Source organism: Spiribacter halobius (assembly GCF_020883455.1).
Classification (GTDB): Bacteria; Pseudomonadota; Gammaproteobacteria; order Nitrococcales; family Nitrococcaceae; genus Sediminicurvatus; species Sediminicurvatus halobius.
This window is the reverse complement of sequence record NZ_CP086615.1, coordinates 1,264,895-1,281,724: the sequence shown is the minus strand read 5'-3', so window position 1 is coordinate 1,281,724 and position 16,830 is coordinate 1,264,895. Positions and strand designations below refer to the sequence as shown.

At 63.9% G+C, this 16,830-nt stretch carries 14 protein-coding genes; 5 read left to right on the top strand and 9 right to left on the bottom strand.

Going from position 1 to position 16,830, the window contains the following annotated elements:
- Window positions 1-42: 42 nt before the first annotated feature.
- A complete protein-coding gene (locus LMH63_RS05840; RefSeq protein WP_229332735.1) occupies window positions 43-1,299 on the top strand; it encodes an APC family permease in 1,257 nt (418 codons plus the stop codon).
- Window positions 1,296-1,781, top strand: coding sequence for a hypothetical protein (locus LMH63_RS05835; protein ID WP_373317911.1), 486 nt, complete (start codon window positions 1,296-1,298; stop codon window positions 1,779-1,781). Before LMH63_RS05840 ends, LMH63_RS05835 begins: the two co-directional genes overlap by 4 nt.
- A 69-nt stretch (window positions 1,782-1,850) precedes the next feature.
- On the opposite strand, the gene LMH63_RS05830 is transcribed toward LMH63_RS05835, so the two are convergent.
- Window positions 1,851-2,306, bottom strand: a complete 456-nt coding sequence (locus LMH63_RS05830; protein WP_109676551.1) for a MerR family transcriptional regulator — start codon at window positions 2,304-2,306, stop codon at window positions 1,851-1,853.
- Window positions 2,307-2,451: 145 nt separating this feature from the next.
- On the opposite strand from LMH63_RS05830, the gene merA reads away from it, so the two are divergent.
- Together merA and LMH63_RS05820 are read left to right on the top strand one after the other, a co-directional pair.
- Window positions 2,452-3,918 (top strand): mercury(II) reductase, encoded by a 1,467-nt coding sequence (gene merA / locus LMH63_RS05825; protein ID WP_439654542.1) that lies wholly within the window; start codon window positions 2,452-2,454, stop codon window positions 3,916-3,918.
- Between the two features lie 30 nt (window positions 3,919-3,948).
- Window positions 3,949-4,341 carry a MerC family mercury resistance protein gene (locus LMH63_RS05820; RefSeq protein ID WP_109676555.1) on the top strand — a complete coding sequence of 131 codons (393 nt, stop codon included), beginning with the start codon at window positions 3,949-3,951 and terminating at the stop codon, window positions 4,339-4,341.
- A 500-nt stretch (window positions 4,342-4,841) separates the two neighbouring features.
- Here the strand turns inward: LMH63_RS05820 and LMH63_RS05815 are convergent, their stop codons facing one another.
- Both LMH63_RS05815 and LMH63_RS05810 read right to left on the bottom strand, forming a co-directional pair.
- A complete protein-coding gene (locus LMH63_RS05815) occupies window positions 4,842-5,612 on the bottom strand; it encodes a response regulator transcription factor (protein ID WP_199225594.1) in 771 nt (256 codons plus the stop codon).
- Window positions 5,609-7,126 (bottom strand): sensor histidine kinase, encoded by a 1,518-nt coding sequence (locus tag LMH63_RS05810; protein ID WP_158280297.1) that lies wholly within the window; start codon window positions 7,124-7,126, stop codon window positions 5,609-5,611. Before LMH63_RS05810 ends, LMH63_RS05815 begins: the two co-directional genes overlap by 4 nt.
- A 229-nt stretch (window positions 7,127-7,355) precedes the next feature.
- Between LMH63_RS05810 and LMH63_RS05805 the strand changes: the two genes are divergently transcribed.
- Complete coding sequence (locus LMH63_RS05805) at window positions 7,356-8,801, top strand: TrkH family potassium uptake protein (RefSeq protein WP_109676559.1); 1,446 nt, start codon at window positions 7,356-7,358, stop codon at window positions 8,799-8,801.
- A 1,085-nt stretch (window positions 8,802-9,886) separates the two neighbouring features.
- On the opposite strand, the gene LMH63_RS05800 is transcribed toward LMH63_RS05805, so the two are convergent.
- The 6 genes from LMH63_RS05800 to LMH63_RS05775 all read right to left on the bottom strand — a co-directional run bounded on the left by LMH63_RS05800 (window position 9,887) and on the right by LMH63_RS05775 (window position 16,776).
- Window positions 9,887-10,495, bottom strand: coding sequence for a hypothetical protein (locus LMH63_RS05800; RefSeq protein ID WP_146205171.1), 609 nt, complete (start codon window positions 10,493-10,495; stop codon window positions 9,887-9,889).
- Window positions 10,496-11,461: 966 nt separating this feature from the next.
- Window positions 11,462-12,199 carry an SDR family oxidoreductase gene (locus LMH63_RS05795; protein WP_229332734.1) on the bottom strand — a complete coding sequence of 246 codons (738 nt, stop codon included), beginning with the start codon at window positions 12,197-12,199 and terminating at the stop codon, window positions 11,462-11,464.
- Window positions 12,200-12,289: 90 nt separating this feature from the next.
- Window positions 12,290-12,706, bottom strand: a complete 417-nt coding sequence (locus LMH63_RS05790) for a VOC family protein (protein ID WP_109676563.1) — start codon at window positions 12,704-12,706, stop codon at window positions 12,290-12,292.
- Window positions 12,707-13,526: 820 nt separating this feature from the next.
- A complete protein-coding gene (locus tag LMH63_RS05785; RefSeq protein ID WP_109676564.1) occupies window positions 13,527-14,081 on the bottom strand; it encodes a hypothetical protein in 555 nt (184 codons plus the stop codon).
- A complete protein-coding gene (locus LMH63_RS05780; RefSeq protein ID WP_109676566.1) occupies window positions 14,081-15,250 on the bottom strand; it encodes a hypothetical protein in 1,170 nt (389 codons plus the stop codon). Before LMH63_RS05780 ends, LMH63_RS05785 begins: the two co-directional genes overlap by 1 nt.
- Before the next feature lie 824 nt (window positions 15,251-16,074).
- Entirely contained in the window at window positions 16,075-16,776 is a 702-nt protein-coding gene (locus LMH63_RS05775; RefSeq protein WP_109676568.1) for a TSCPD domain-containing protein, read from the bottom strand.
- Window positions 16,777-16,830 lie beyond the last annotated feature (54 nt).

The window sequence follows — 16,830 nt, the reverse complement described above, 5'->3', positions numbered from 1 at the left end:
AGCCTCTCCCTGGCCGGCGCAGTGGCCCTGGGGACCGGTGTGATGATCGGCGCCGGCATCTTCGCGCTGACCGGGCAGATGGCGCAGATGACGGGCACCTGGTTTCCGCTGGCCTTTCTCTCCGCAGCGCTGATCGTCGCTTTCAGCGCCTACTCCTATGTCCGGATGTCGGCCTCGTATCCATCGGCGGGCGGCATCGCGATGTACCTGGAAAAGGCCTACGGCCGTACCCTGCCGACGGCGTTCCACGCCCTGTTGATGTACTTCTCCATGGTCATCGCCCAGAGCTTTCTGGCGCGGACGTTTGGCTCCTACACGCTCCAGCTATTCGATGTCGATGACGCGAGCTGGCTCGTCTCCGCCCTCGGCGTGGGGCTGCTGCTCACGGCTTTCCTCGTCAATCTATCGGCCAACCGCCTGATCGAGGGCGTCGCCTCGGTTCTGGGCGTCATCAAGATCGGCGGCATCGTGGTGTTCGGCGTCGTCGGTGTGCTGGTGGCCGAGACGGTGGAGGTGGACTTCACGCCAGCCGATGGCGAGGGCTCGGTTGCCGGTTTCCTCGGCGCCACGGCACTGGGGATTCTCGCCTTCAAGGGCTTCACCACCATCACCAACAGTGGCGCGGAGCTCAAGGATCCCCACCGCAACGTCGGTCGCGCCATCACCATCTCCATCGCGCTGTGCGTGGTCATCTACGCACTGGTCGGCTTCGCCGTTGCGAGCAATCTGACCCTCGAAGAGATCATCGCAACGCGGAACTATTCATTGGCGGCCGCGGCCCGTCCGGCGCTTGGAGAGTACGCGGTGTGGTTCACGGTGATCCTGGCTATTCTGGCCACCGCAGGCGGCATCATCGCGAGCATCTTCGCAGTCTCCCGCATGCTCGCGATGCTCACCCAGATGAAGCTGGTGCCACACCGCCACTTCCACATGCCCGGGACGATCCAGCGGCATACGCTTGTTTATACCGTGGTTCTGGGCCTGTTCCTGACCGCGTTCTTCGATCTCACCCGCATCGCGGCCCTGGGGATCATCTTCTATCTGATCATGGACGTCGCGATCCACTGGGGCGTGTTGCGCCACTTGCGAGACGCCGTCGGCGCGAAACCGGGGATCGTGGTCACCGCTATCGCCCTGGACCTGGCCGTGCTGGGAGGATTCGTCTGGGTGAAGGCCACTACCGATCCATTCGTCCTGCTCGTGGCGTTGGCAGTCATGGCGACGATTCTGCTCTCGGAGTTCGTCTTCCTGCGAGCGACCCGAGAGGACGCGGCCCCAGCGCAATCGCAGGCGAGGTGAAGACGTTGTCGGCCAGGCACAGGCGAAACGCCACCGACCAGGGCCGGGGCCTTCTCGAGGTCCCCGAGCTGAACGTTGCCCTCTTTGCCTTTCTGCTCAACTATCCGTGGGAGTTTCTGCAAGTCCCATTCTTCCGGGACATGCCCACCGCGAATCACTGGGATGCGATCGTGTTCTGCACGCGGGCCGCTGGCGGGGATGCACTGATTGCCCTGGCTGGTTTCTGGATCGTCGCGCTCGTGTGGAAAACCCGCGGCTGGATCCTCCGACCTCGCTTCGCCCATGTCGCCGTGTTCGTCCTGGTCGGCGTTCTGACAACCGTTGCCTTCGAATGGCACGCGACAGTGGTGGCCGAGAGGTGGACCTATGCATCCAATATGCCGGTCATTCCCGTGATTGGCACGGGACTTTCGCCGGTACTGCAATGGGTGGTTCTGCCGCCCCTGGTGGTCTGGCTCGTAAAACGCCAGATCGGACCGTAATCAGGTAGCGCCGGAAGCGCTACTGTTCAGCGTGCCCCTCCGCCCGCCGACACTACGCCCGTATAACCGTCAACCACCGGCTCGTGGCATCGATGGCTCGGCAGAGCCACCGTTGCTTGCTGTTGCTTCGCAGGTCACGAAAAGCGCCTCCAGCATCGAGCAATCCGGCGTTTCGGCCCCGGTGCATCGACCGAGCAGGTCCGCCAGCGCGTCCTCCACGAGGCGCAGATCAGCGATCTTGTCGCGCACTGCATTCAGGTGCTGCTGGCCGAGCGCCTGCACCTCGGCGCAGGTGTAGTTGCCGCCGTCGATCATTCTCAGCAAGGCACGAACTTCCTCGAGCGAGAACCCGAGGTCTCGCATCCGCCGGATGAACAGCAGGCGACGGCAGTGGCTGTCGTCATAGACACGGTAGTTGTTCGACGCCCGCGCCGCCGGCGGCAGGACGCCGATGCGTTCGTAGTAGCGAATGGTTTCGACCTGGCAGCCGGTCTCCCTCGCCAACTGCCCTATTCGTCGTTCCATAGGGAGTTCCCGCATTGACCCTGTAGCAGCTACAGGGTCTACCGTCCCCTCAAGATCGTCAACGAACCGGGAGAGGCGACGTATGCGGAGGCGAACAACCGTTAAGGCACGAAGTGCGATCTCTCGCGAGCAGTGGGTCGAGGGCGTGAGTGCCGACGGATATGACGCGACGCGTCTCAACGACACCGGGGCAACGCCAGCCCCGGGAACTCCCTCCGCACCGGCCCATGTCGCGATCATCGGCAGCGGAGGCGGCGCGTTCGCCGGCGCCATCCGCGCCGCCGAGGAAGGCGCCCGGGTGACCATGATCGAGGAGGGCACCATCGGCGGCACCTGCGTGAACGTCGGCTGCGTCCCCTCCAAGATCACTTTGCGGGCCGCGGAGCTGCACCATCGACGGTCTCATCATCCCTTCGGCGGCATTCCCCGCGATGCCGGCCCGATAGACCGTAGCGCACTGCTGGCACAGCTCCGCAGCCGCGTCGAAGAACTGCGCGCGTCCAAGTACGAAGGGATCCTGGCTGATGAACCGGCCATCGAGTTTCTCGCCGGGCGCGCGCGGTTCGAGGATGCACGCACGCTGGCCGTGGAGGAGCCCTCGGGCGCGGTGAAGCGCCTGCAACCGGACCGCATCCTCATTGCCACGGGGGCTTTTCCGGCCGTTCCCCCGCTCTACGGGCTCGGCGAGACGCCCTACTGGACGTCCACCGAGGCGCTGTTCACCGATGAACTCCCGGAGCACTTGCTGGTGATCGGCGGCTCGTTCGTGGCCCTGGAAATCGCCCAGGCCTACCGGCGGCTGGGCAGCGAGGTCACGATCCTGGCCCGCCGCAAGCTGCTCAGCCGGGATGATCCGGAGGTGGGCGCCGTGCTGCAGGCGGCGCTGGAGGATGAGGGGATTCGCGTGCTCACGCACACCACCCCGCAGCGGGTCGACCACGACGGCGTGCGCTTTCGGCTTGCCCTCGGCGGCGACACCCTAACGGCCGAGCGGCTGCTGGTGGCCACTGGTCGGCAACCGAACACGCAGACGCTGCACCTGGAGGCGGCCGGCGTGCAGACCCATGACAGCGGCGCCATTGTGGTGGACAGCCACCTGTGCACCTCCACCCCGGGCATCTTCGCCGTGGGCGACTGCACAACGATGCCGCAGCTGGTCTACGTGGCCGCGGCCGCCGGCACACGGGCCGCCATCAACATGGCCGGCGGGGATGCGGAGCTGGACCTCTCGGTGGTGCCCGCAGTGGTGTTCACCGACCCTCAGGTGGCGACCGTCGGGCTGACGGAACGCGAGGCGGAGGATCATGGCATCAAGGCCGATGCCCGCCGGATCGACCTGGTGCACGTCCCTCGCGCCCTGGCCAACTTCGATACCCGAGGGTTCATCAAGCTGGTCGCGGAGGCCGGTACCGGTCGGCTTGTCGGTGCCCAGGTCGTGGCCCACAACGGCGGCGAGATCGTCCAGACCGCGGCACTAGCCATCCGCAACCGCATGACCGTCGAGAGCCTCGCCAACGAGCTGTTCCCCTACCTGACGATGGCCGAAGGCATCAAGCTCTGCGCCCAGACTTTCTCGAGGGACGTCGCCAGGTTGTCTTGCTGTGCGGGCTGAGCTTATCGGTGACGATCGGAGTAAATTACCATGTTAAACAACATACTGGATGCTGCAACACGCCTGGGTGACAAGTTCGGTTTCGGGGCGACGTTGCTTGCCGGCGCGGGTTGTTCGGTGTGTTTCCCGGCGCTGGCGGGATTTGGGGCCGCTGTTGGCCTGGGCTTCCTCAGGCCGCTCGAGGGCGCCCTGGTGAGCGTCGTCATTCCGGCGATCGCGGTGCTTCTGGTGGTGATCAATGTTCTCGGGTACTTCAGACACCGGCAGTGGCACCGCTCGGCGCTTGGCCTCGTCGGGCCTGTGCTGATCCTCATCGGTGCAATCACCATGAGCGAGCTGTTCTTCTATGCAGGGCTCGCCGCGGTATTCGGCGTATCCATCTGGGACATGCTCTCGAGCCGTCACAGGAAATGTGCGGCATAGAAACGCCGTTAGAGGAGCCTGACGGCCACCCGTTGCGGCGGCGGGTAGCTCCCATCAGTGTCCCCGGCTTCCCTGAGTGCCAGGTGGACGGCGGTGCCGAGTCGACGCAGCGATCAGAGCCGGTCCCCTAGTCCACCAGGCCAAACTCTCGAGAGCCACGAGACCTGCTACCTCGTATCCGTCGCCGGTTGGCTTCGGCGCGTGTCTTTGGCCGGCTTGTAGTCGATGACGGCGATCAGCCCGGCATATGGAGACTTGGTAAGCTCGTTGTGCGCCCCGACCGGCATGTTCCGGGTCGGTTCTGTTCGTCGGCCAGCACCGGTCGGTCGGCGTGAGGTCCACTGCTCGAATGCACAATCGGACTCCACGCAACTGCTCGGCCTAACGCTGGCCTCTCGATCAATCCAGGAAGTGGGCGTCAATGGCGCAGCCACTCCCTTTGGTCGCTGTATGGTGCAGGTGGTGTCCCGTTACTGTCGGCTCGCCGGATTTCGAGGTGCCTATTCCTTCGATGTGGTACCCCCGTGATCGGACGTCAGAGTCGCCGTCGGAACGGAAATTCCCTGGAGAGAGAAGGCAAGCCGATAGCCGACCCCCGGTTCGGTGTGGATATAGCGTGGCTCGGTCGGATCATCACCGAGCTTCTGGCGCAGTCGTCCCACGATGATCCGCAGATAGTGGGTATCCCGGCCGTGGGTCGGCCCCCAGATCTCTCGCAGCAGATGCCCCTGGGTCACGACCTGATCCGGTTGCGCCATCAAGCGTCGAAGCACCTCGTATTCCTTTGCCGTCAGCCGCGCCGACACCCCCTGAGCAGTGACGCGCCGCCGCTGCAGGTCGATCCGCAACTGACCATCGTCGTAGACGCCATCGCCTGGAATCTGCCATTGCGGGACGCGCAAGAGATTGCGCACCCGTGCAAGGAATTCCTCCAGACCAAACGGCTTGGTGACGTAGTCATTGGCGCCGGCATCGAGCGCCCGAACCTTGTCCCGCTCGCCGCCGCGCACTGACAGCACCAGTACCGGCGTAGCCGCCTCCCGCCGGATCGCGCTAAGAACCTCCTGGCCGTCCTGCCCGGGCAAACCGAGATCGAGGATCACGAGCGCCGGCAGGCCGGTAGCGGCAAGCTCGATCCCACGCTCACCACTGGATGCTTCCAGCACCTCATAGCCCTCGCTGGCCAGGCTGATGCGCAGGAATCGACGGATCTGGATCTCGTCGTCGATGACCAGTATCCGAGGTGCCGCGGCCGAGCCCGCCCCGCTCACGAATCCATCTCCACGGGCGGATGCCCGGAATGCTTGGGCACCGGCAGCTCGATAACCGCTGTGGTTCCACGCCCATCAGGTCCATCACGCATCTCGATACCCCCGCCATGCGCTAGCACCATCCCCCGCGCAATGGCGAGACCGAGCCCCGTTCCCTGGTGGCCGGCATCTCCACCGCTAGAGAAGAATCGCTCGAAAACCCTCTCGCGCAGATCCAACGGGATACCGGGTCCTTCGTCCGTGATCTCGATCCGCACGCGGTCATCGATACGCCTTGCGCTCACCTCAATCACCCCGTCACACGGCGAGAAGCGTGCTGCGTTCTCGATTACGTTGACCAGCGCCTGTTCGATCAGCGCCGGGTGGACATAAAGCAGCGGAAGGTCCTTCGGCATGCGGCGGCGCACCGGAGTCTCTCCGAGCACGTCACGAGTGCGGCGCAGCGCCGCACCGACCAGGTCCTCAACCGTGCTCCAGTCCCGCTCCAGGCGCATGGCGCCATCGCCTAGGCGGGTCATCTCGAGAAGGTTGCCGATGTAACGGTCCAGACGCCGGCTCTCCCCTAGAACCGCGTCGAGCAGCTCCTGGCGATGCTCGTCCGACAGGCGTGGCGCGAGTTCCCGCAGCGTGCTGGCCGAGCCGATGATGGACGCAAGCGGCGTGCGCAGGTCGTGGGAGACCGATGCCAGGAGTGAAGCCCGCAGGCGCTCCGCCCCTTCGGCCACCCGCGCCGCTTCGAGCCCGGCGGCAAGTCGGGCACGCGCGAGGGTCGAAGCGACTTGGTTGGCGGCCGCTTCTACCAGTATCCGCCCGCTCTCCTCGTACCCCTCCGGCGCCTCGGTAGACTCGATCGCCAGCACGCCATGCACCAAGCCGTCGACGGCGAGCGGGATCACACGCCAGCCCGCCTCACTTCCATGCTGCGTCGGCACGGCCTGCGGTGCTCCTGTGCGCGCTGCCGCATACGCAGCTTCACGAAGCACCTCCGGGGGATATCGGTCTTCCGGGGCGAACGCTACCAGGTGCAGCTCTTCTCGCGCATCCCCGGTGAAGACCACCGCCGAGGCGCCAGCCAGGCCCGCCATCTCCTCGGCGGCGACCTCGCATACCGCCTGTTCATGCGGAGCCTCGGCAAGCCGCTGGCTGAGCGACAGCAAAGCCGCGCTGCGCGCGCTGCCCGCCTGCAACGCCAGCATCTGGATACGCAGCCGGTGGGCCAGATCCCCGCCAATCAGGGCCACCAGCAGAAAAAGGAACACCATGACCACGTCATCAGCGTGATAGATCTTGAACGTGGCCCGCGGCTCGGTGAAGAAGAAGTTGTAGGCGAGAAAGCAAAGCACCGCCGTCAGCAGTGCCGGGGCAAGCCCCGTACGCGCGGCAACGATGAGCACGCCCGTGAGGAACACCAGCGAGAGATTCGCGGGATGGAGCGGCAGCGCCGCCTCGAGCAGAGCCCCGAGCAGCACGCACAGCAGCACCGTGGCGAGCGCCAGGCCATAGCGATAGCCCATCCCGGCACCCGCGCCGGGACGAGGCAGCGCATGGCGCCTGTGGTCATGCCCGACTTCGTGGCTGGGAGCCGCCATCTGCGTATCGACCTCCAGTCGCCGCGCACAGGCTAGCGCGGGCCCGACCGCGCCGCCGCAATCTTTACGGAGATTTTACGCCCGCCGGCGATACGCTGCGCCGCAGTGCAGCACGGGCCCGTACCGCGGGCCCTCAGATGGCGGGTGCCAACCGATGCAGTGGGGGACGATTGCGGGAATCGTGGGGCGGCTGGTGACGCTGTTCAGCCTCTCCAGCCTGCCGCCGCTACTCGTCTCGCTCCTCAGCGGCGACGGCCAGACAGCAATCCACCTTGTCACCCTGGCAGTCACGCTGTTCGCGGGTCTCGCGCTCTGGTTGCCCACGCGGCGCCTGTCGTCGGATCTGCGCACCCGCGACGGCTTCCTCATCGTCGCCCTGTTCTGGTTCGTGCTTGGGGTCTTCGGTGGGCTGCCATTCATGCTCGGACCGCATCTGGATTTTACGGACGCTGTGTTCGAGTCCGTCTCGGGGTTCACCACGACCGGCGCCACGGTACTCACCGGCATCGACGATCTACCGCCGTCCCTGCTCTATCACCGCCAGCAGCTGCAGTGGCTCGGTGGCATGGGGGTTGTGGTACTCGCCGTCGCGATCATTCCGATGCTCGGCGTTGGCGGCATGCAGCTCTACCGCGCCGAAATGCCTGGCCCGATGAAGGAGGAGAAGCTCGCGCCGCGCATCATGCAGACGGCGCGCATGTTGTGGCTAATCTACGTGTCGCTGACTGGGCTGTGTGCCGTGGCGTACTGGTTCGCGGGCATGACGGCTTTCGATGCCATCGCCCATGCGTTTACTACCGTCGCCACCGGCGGGTACTCCACGCATGACGCCAGCATCGGGCACTTCGACAGCGTACCGGTGGAGCTGGTCGCCAACGTCTTCATGCTGCTCGGCGGCATCAACTTTGCCGTGCACTTCGTCGCCTGGCGTGGACGCAGCCCGCTCGCGTACTGGCGTAATCCGGAGGTGCGCGTCTTCCTGATCCTGGTGGCGGCCTTTTCCCTGCTCATCGCGGCGACGCTGGTGGTCACCGGTACCTACCTGGATCCCGTAGACGCACTGCGTGATGCGACCTTCACGGTGATCTCGGTCATTACCACCACCGGCTACGGCACGGCGAACTTTCCGTCCTGGCCGCTTTACATACCGCTGCTGATCGCCGTCATCTCCTACATTGGCGGCTGCGCCGGCTCCACCTCAGGTGGCATGAAGGTCTTCCGCATCATGCTTCTATTCAAGCAAGGACAGCGCGAGACCTTCCTACTGATACACCCCCGCTCGACCCGCTCGGTCAAGGTTGGCAATCGCCCGGTGGACGACGCCGTGATGGAATCCGTGTGGGGTTTCTACTCGCTTTACGTCCTCGCCTCTCTCGTGCTGACGGGACTCATGATGGCGGTCGGACTCGACTTCGTGAGCGCCTTCGGGGCCGTCATTGCCACCATAAACCTGCTCGGCCCGGGGCTGGGCGAGGTGGCGACAACGTTCGCGACCGTGCCCGACGCAGCCAAGTGGCTTGGCATCGCAGGTATGTTGCTCGGCCGACTGGAGGTCTTCACTCTCGTCGTGCTCCTGACTCCCGCCTTCTGGCGCTCCTAGAAACCCGCAAATCACCCAAGCATCGACGTGACCACCGTCAATCAACGTCAATTACGGCGCGTGCCCGCCCTCCGGTTCCCTGCCTGGAAGCAGTTCGGTCCGCAAGCCGTCCATTGCACGTGCATAGGCCGAAACGCCCTCCCGTAAACGCCCACGACAGACGCTCGCATCCCTCGCGCCTTGGCGTCTGACGCACCCTGAGTGTATAAACGAGCCAACCGGCATCAACTGAAATACCGTGTTGACTGCAACCAACCTTATTCTCGCCACGCGAATACAAGACTGTGTTCGGCCAAAGGCGGCCAGAACGTGATCGAGTCGACCGAACCGTCTGCACTCACTCGGCCTCCGCCTCCACATTCGGTCTGATGTCATATGTCAAGACGCGACCCCATCATCGCGCTCGAAGAGCTTGTCTACTTCAATACTCCCTAACAGAGCCGTGTGCGGCGTGATATTCCTGACGTCGCCGCCTGATGGGCTAGAGGAGTGAAAAGCGTGGAGGGTTCCCGCAGCGACAGAGGAAGCAACCACGTATGGTGTGCTCCGTCCATCCGACTCGGGGTGTGCTGCAATAGTCCATGCCGAGGGCTTAAGCGAGCGACCGTAGTATGTTTCTTGCGAAGTGCTGGGATGCGGCGCCTAAGGCGTTCCCCGCCATCTTCAGTAGTATGCACGGAGAGTCCACAGGCTTGGCATTCCTTACCGCCCCACTCCTTATTTGGGTAGAGGAGCTTGTGGCACACGAAGTCCGCATTTGTTGGACCGTCTTCGCTCACCAGCCGCTACACATCGCAGTCCGTTGGTTCCGCACTGCCGGGTGGGCAGGCAGATGGATAGTACGATGGCCACTGATAGTCGCCACTCATGCAACTGCTTATTTTTTTAATTAGCGTTTCCGCACGCGTTCGTTGTAAGTGTTATGCACTATGCCGCAGATTCGCCCAGTGCGGCACAGTAATCAAGAGCCAAGTCGCCCCTCTCTGCGGCTAGAGGCAAGCAACCTAACGTAAGCCATGACCCATGAGCTGCGCCCCAAGGGCACCAGCGGGTTGGCTGCCCCGGATCGACGACCTTGTTCTATGTCATTGAAGCCAACGGCTAACGAGTTCCTTTAGTTCGACTCTGGTGAATCCTAGATAGAGTAAGCCCGCCGTCATTGTCAAAATTTCGATTAGGCGAACAAATTTTCCTGCAAGACTCTTCTCGAATGTCTCAGGCCGGAATCCAGCGGTTTCCAAGGCAAGAAACGGCAGCCTCAATATAAGCCGTATAACTCGCGAAAACCAATAAAGAGGATTGACTAATTGCAGAAACTCCTTCCGAACTTGCTCTTGACACTCTCCTAAGGCTTGCTCCAGTGCGTCCAGTATTCTTTTGTTTGGTATCCGTTCATGACCATCATTGACCAATATTGCGTCAATTGTATTGACACGGACGATCGGGCCACCAACGGCTGGCGCGGGGTAGGAGACAAGATCTACCGGTGCCCCCAATGATCTAGCGATCCGCTTCGCGCGGGGCGTACCCCTTGCCAGTCTCTGGCGGCGCTGTTGATGTTGGACGAACTCTTCATTGATTCGGTTTACGTCTGTTGCTCGGATTTCCCCGCCCTCAGCACGCAGAAAGGTCTCAGCGTCTGATTTGAAGCCTTGAAGGAAGGCAAGATCGCTTTTTGCTGAGAAGTAAATCATCTACTAGCCGACTCAAACATAACGTCTGCACTAAGCGGCGCTGCTTTGGGGCATGCGTTTTGGTGATTGGTTAGCTCAAAGTCGTCGCGCCACCAGTGCGCTAAATGCTCGATAAGAACAAAGTATCGCCCTCAGTAATTGCCGACTCACAGGAGCTGGCGCCTGATAGTCAAGCAGGAGCCTACCCATACTGAGCCCACTCCGAGTCCCCCGCGGAACCCCCGCGAAACTGTATGTATTCTCCATATTGGGTGACTGACGACCTGCCTGGTGCGCGATACGGTTTCGAATCTTGTGCGCATGGATCAGCACCTCATAGCAGCCGGTTGGAAGCTCCCTTTCGAGCTTCGCCATGAAATGCTTACGGCCAAACAGTGCGTTCGCCCGCTTCTTAACCTGTGCTGGAGCCCCCCAGCCAGTAACGCCGCTGAGGCCCCGGTCGACTGTCCCCATTATGTATTCAGCCCGCGAAGGTTGTACCCCGTACTGTTTACGGGCGGCCAAAATGAAAACCTCGCGCGAGAAGTGCTCAAATCCAGTTGCTGCTTCGAACGCTATGTACTCCGCAATGTCTCGCTGCTCCGTCACTCGGAGTCTGCGGAACGGCCCAGACCGGCCTCCGTCTGTGTAGTAACCTCTACGGATTATCAGATCTTCCAAGTGTCGCGCGCGCCGCACCTCTCCATTGAATTTCTTGAGCAGTTTTCTCTGTGGCCCGGAGATGTCCTTACCCATTGGTGTGCAATATCCAAACTAACCTAATATCCGGTGGCCTTACTGCGCTCTAGTTCTGGCCGTCTGGTTCGCCGCCCCGTGGATTTCGGGTATGTATTGACAGCCTAACGCGGCTTTCTCGACGTCACCATCGGTGTACTAGGCCACAAGTTGGTCACGCTTAAGACAGAGACGGTCGTCCAATGTTGGTTCCGACAATACAGCATCTGCGCGACTGTCAGCTCTGGGTCGCTACCTGCCACCCGCCAACTCGATGAAACTCCCGGTTGCGTAGGAGGCTTCATCTGACAGCAGCCAAAGGATGGCGTTGGCGACCTCTTCCGGCTGCCCACCGCGCTGCATGGGCAAAGATGCCTTCAGGCGATCGACCCTGCGCGGCTCTCCGCCGTCGGCGTGCATGTCGGTGTATATGAATGCCGGACGCACGGCGTTAACCCGGATCCCCTCGCCTGCAACCTCACGGGACAGGCCGATGGTCAAGGTGTCCATTGCCCCTTTGGATGCCGCGTAGTCGACGTACTCTCCGGCCGCCCCCAGACGCGAGGCCGCCGAGGAGACGTTCACGATGGCACCCCCCTGACCGCCGTGCCTCGTCGACATGCGCCGCACCGCTTCCCGGCAGCAGAGGAACGCGCCGGTCACGTTGGTCGCGAGTATCCTGGTCAACCGCGCGGCATCGATGTCCTCCACGCGGCACTGCTGCTCGAGCACGCCGGCATTGTTGACCAGGGCGGCCACCGGCCCGAGCGCCTCTTCCGCCTGCTCGAACAAAGCCTGCACATCGGCCTCGGAGGCCACATCCGCCGCGAACGCCCGCGCCTGCCCGCCGTTGGCCGTGATCTCGTCGACCACGCCCTCGGCCGCCTCGCGATTGCGGTAATAGTTGATGCAGACCGCATAACCGCGCCGCGCCGCCAGGCGCGCGGTAGCCGCACCGATTCCCCGGCTTCCGCCGGTGACAATGACCATCGGCTGCCCTGCCCCCATTACTGCGGCTCCAATGACGGTGCTCCCCCGGAGATCGACCAGTGACGCTGACCAGCCCGGAGTCCCTGCTCGTCACGCATCTTCGTCCTTGGGCCCGATCCAGAACAGGGGATTGTGGGCGACCTCCCAAAGGTAGCCGTCGGGATCAGCGAAGTAGCCAGAGTAGCCGCCCCAGAAGACCTTTCGGGGCGCCCTCACGAGCTTGGCGCCGGCCGCGGCGGCCTGCTCCATGACCTCGTCCACCGCCGCCTCGGGCTTCACGTTGTGAGCGATTGCAATGCCGGCAAAGCCGCTGCCGTCCGGCGCGATCCCCGCATCCTCCGCCAGCGCCTCGCGGCCGTAGAGCGCCAGCCAGCTGCCGTTCAGCGTGAAGAAGGCCACTTCCGGCGGTGAATCCATCCTCGGCAGCCCAAGCCCGTGCTCGTAGAACCGGACCGATGCTTCCAGGTCCCTGACGCCGAGGGTAATCATGCTGATTCTCGGCTGCATCCTGACTCCCTCCCGCCCCGGCGCGGGAACGCACTCCACCGCCGCTCAGTGTAGCCCCGCAGTCGCGCCCGGTTCCGCGCCGGGGCGAGCGACCGCGGTAGCCAGTGCTCCAGTGCGCTCGACCACAGAGCGCCTCCGAGAAGCCACCCATGCCGGCGTCCGACGCAGCCAGCCCAAGAGCGCGAGGGCGCGCCCACAGACGGCCCCAAACTCGCCATCTCCCGCCTCTCCCCCTAACCTGTAGGATCTCCCCTCCGGCTGCACCACCCGGGCGACGCCGCCCGGCCAAAAGCGGCCAGAACGTCATCGAGTCGACCGAACCGTCTGCACTCACTCGGCCTCCGCCTCCACATTCGCGCTGATGTCATATGTCAAGACGCGACCCCATCATCTTCGCCACCGCCATCGCGAGCGCCATGGCGATGAGACTGCGTGTCGCAAAGGCGACGGCACCCCGATCCGGCAGATGGGCACGAAGCCAGTCGTCTCGCGATGTCACGGTGGTCAGCTTTGCTTTACGTCAGGCCGAGGAGGTTATCGGGCGGCCGCTTGGGATCCTCGCGCTGGAGGATGCGGACTCCCTGCATCCGTCGCCCGAGCCGGCACCGGAGGCTGCGCCGCCGCCGGGTCTGGAAGTCTCCCGCACAGAGGTTCTTGTGCGCATCGTTGGCCGCGACTTCGCTGGTTTCCATCACACGGTACCGTCGCTGACATGCCTCCACACACAAGCTCCCCACCAAGATCATCAAATGCGCGCTGGTGTGTCCAACCCGTGCGGCGCTGGCCTGAAGTCAGGCGCCCAGCCCAGCGTTCCACCCGTCTATGTCCCGACGAACTCGATCGGGTAGACGTGCACGAGGTAGAGGTAGAAGAACGCCAGCGAGATGGTGAGGATGATGACGCCGAGGACCGGTGAGCTGACGCGGACACCCGTCGCTGAGGCCTCGAACTCTGTGCTGCCCGCTTCACCCCCGCCCTCGCGCAGCCCATGGTGAAACTGCACGGCCGCGAAGTAGATCCCGGAGCCGACCAGGAGCACCACAACCCCGAAGATTATCTTCGACGACAGGAGCTGCCAGCGGAAGACCCGCAGCTGGTGCTCGTTGCTCGTCATCACATGCCGCAAGTAGGCGCCGATCGCCTCCTGCTGCAGTGCCTCGTTCTCCGCCGAGAACTCCATGTCGCCCGAGAGCAGCGGGCTCCCGAGCGGCGGCATGTTGCCCGTACCGCCCGACGACTGTTCGGCCTCGCGCGCCGCGATCAGCGCCTCGAACCGCTCGCGCACCTCGTCGGCATCGGATCGGGCCGGCTCCTCGGCGGTGACCGCGGTCGCGACGCTCGCCAGCAGCAGCGAGACGAACAGCAACCGCACCATCATTCCGCCACCAGGTAGTTGATGGTGTCGCCGCGCCCCTGGATACGCCGGTAGATGCTCCAGTCCTCACCCTCGCTGTCGAGATAGCGTTGCACCATGTCCGGGTCGCCGACCAGACCGGTGATGATGCCGAGCAGGCGGTTACCGTGGTAGTCGAGCCACTCCGCCGTGGCACCGTCCGGCAGGGTGGGCGGCAGCGTGGGCGGGATCTGGGTGCTGAACAGGGCCCGGATCGGGGCCTCACTGCCGTCCGGGCAGTACACGGTCCAGCCGCCCTGCCCGCGCCGCTTGCTCGACCTGTTGGCGTAGACAAGCTCCACGAAGCCGCCCTCGGCGATCCGGCGGTCCACCGGCTCGCCCTCCGGCAGCGGACAGTCCGGGCTCGGGCCAGCGTCGCCCGGCACGAGCACCACCCGTGGCTGCAGTCGCCGCAGAACCGAAGAATCCACACGCCCCACGATGGCGCCGATCCTCGGCCGCTGGGACTGGGGCATGGCGAGATCCGGCCGCGCGGTAATCACGCTCATGATCATCGGCGGCCCGGCGAGCTGGATTCGGAGCAGATTCGCGAAATCGCTGTGCAGGCCGGGCGGGCGCTCCTCGGTGAACTGTGGATCGGCCGAGTGGAGCCGGAGGCCGAGCCGCACGCCGCCGCCCGCCTTCGCGCCGATCTCGGCGAGCGGGATCGCGAGCTCCCAGACTCGATGAGGCCGTTGGCTGGCCGCGCTCGGGCCGAAGCCCGCCGCCAGCTTGGCGCGTGTCGGCTGCAGACCCGTGAACCGTCCGGGTCCGTGAAAACGCTGCAACCCCAGACGAATGCTGTCGCGGTACATGCCGTAGGCGATGTCGCGGTCCTGGGTGATCCGGCCGTTGCCGTCGACGTCGAAAACCAGCGACAGGTAGTCCCGGCCGGAGCCACGGTCCGGCCCGGTGTCCGCCGTGAGGTCGACGAACAGGTAAAGCCAATCGGCATCGTTGCGTGCGTAGAGCCAGCCCCGGTCCAGGCGCAGCGCGTTGCGCTGCGCGGACCAGAAGCCGTCGAAGCGTGCGCTCACGCCCCGCTCGCCTCCGGCCCAGGAAGCGCTGAGCGTGTCCGCGATGGCGTGCTGGACGGGAAGCAAAAGACAGCAGGCGACCCAGAGCAGTCGCCGGACAGCGGGCGCGACCATGGCGTCGACCTCCCTAACCGGCATCCGGCCACCACGAGTATAGGCAGAACGAATGGCCTCTGGTCCGACAGTAGTCGTTTCCCGTACCCGCACACGCCTTGCGTTATGCTCTCAGCCACTCCTCTGCCTACCGACCGACTCGTCGCCTTGGACTTCCCCAGTGCAGTGCCCAACGGATTATCGACTTCGGCCGGACAACGCGTTGGCTGATTTAAGTGCGTAAACGCGAGCTCACACTACTAAATTTGAGGTCGGTAGAATTCCCTGTCCCCGGATTTCAGGAGCGCAACATGAATAGTCGCAAGTGGTTTCTGATGCCGGTCCTGACTATGCTGCTGGCCGGGTGTAATACGATGGAAGGGAACCCGTTCTCCATATTTGAATTGCCTTCGGGAAGAGAGCACGGCCATTGACGTACACGACTCCCGTCCACGCATTGAAAACTCGCTGTTGGCTACTGAACCGCTCTCGGTTTCTTGGACACCCCTGGTTGGAGGCGACGGCGCCGGCCTGCAGGACTTTGGGCTAACAAGGCGAGCGAAAAAGCCCGCCTGCCAAGGACGAATGGCGACCGGGGCTTGCACAGGCGATGCAGGGCAGTCGGACTGGCACCGCGAGCGCGTCCCGTCGCGCTAAGAAGTCCACTGTGGTCGGCCAGGTGGGCCCCTGCCAGGCCTCCGGGTAGTACCGGCGGTCGTTGCGCCAGGGCCGCCCAAAACTCAGAGGCCAAAAACCCCATAAGAATCATTGCAGTGCAACTTATGGGGTTCAAATTGCGCCTTCTCGGTACGTGAACAACTTCGATCGCCGGGTGCATACCTAGCTCACCCGCACTTCGACTCCCCGCAATTGAGGCACGTCAGGCACCCGTCCATCACCACCATGGCCTTGGTGTGGCACTTGGCGCAGAGCTCGGCCCCCGGGGGGTACTGGTCGGTGCTGTCGTCGCAGTCGGGCTCGACGGGCTTCTGCGGGGAGCGGGCCTCGGCCTCGGCGCGCTTCTGCTCGATGAAGCGGCGCTGGTGGTCGTCGAGACCCTCCGGCTCCATCATGCCGATGGACTTCAGGTGCTGCTCGATGACGTCGCCGATCTCGGCCACCAGCGAGGGCATGAACTTGCCGCCCTTCTTGAAGTAGCCGCCGCGGGGGTCGAAGACGCTGCGCAGCTCCTCCACCAGGAAGGTGCAGTCACCGCCCTTGCGGAAGACGGCGGAGATGATGCGGGTGAGCGCCACGATCCACTGGAAGTGGTCCATGTTCTTCGAGTTGATGAACACCTCGAAGGGGCGGCGCAGCTCGTGCTCGGTGCCCTCGTTGAGGATCACGTCGTTGATGGTGACGTAGAGGGCGTGCTCGGAGAGCGGGGTCTTGATCTTGTAGGTCTGCCCCTCCAGGCGTTCCGGGCGCTGGAACTCCTCGTGCATGTGCTCAATGTCCGGGCCGGCGCTGGCAGCAGCCTTGTCATCCTCAGCATTGGCCCTGGCCACTTCGTAGTCAATGATTTTGCTGTCGATCTTGACGGCCATGGTGTGTGTCCTCGTCCTTCTTTGCGTCCCACTGCGGGGCGCAGCGCGGTGATC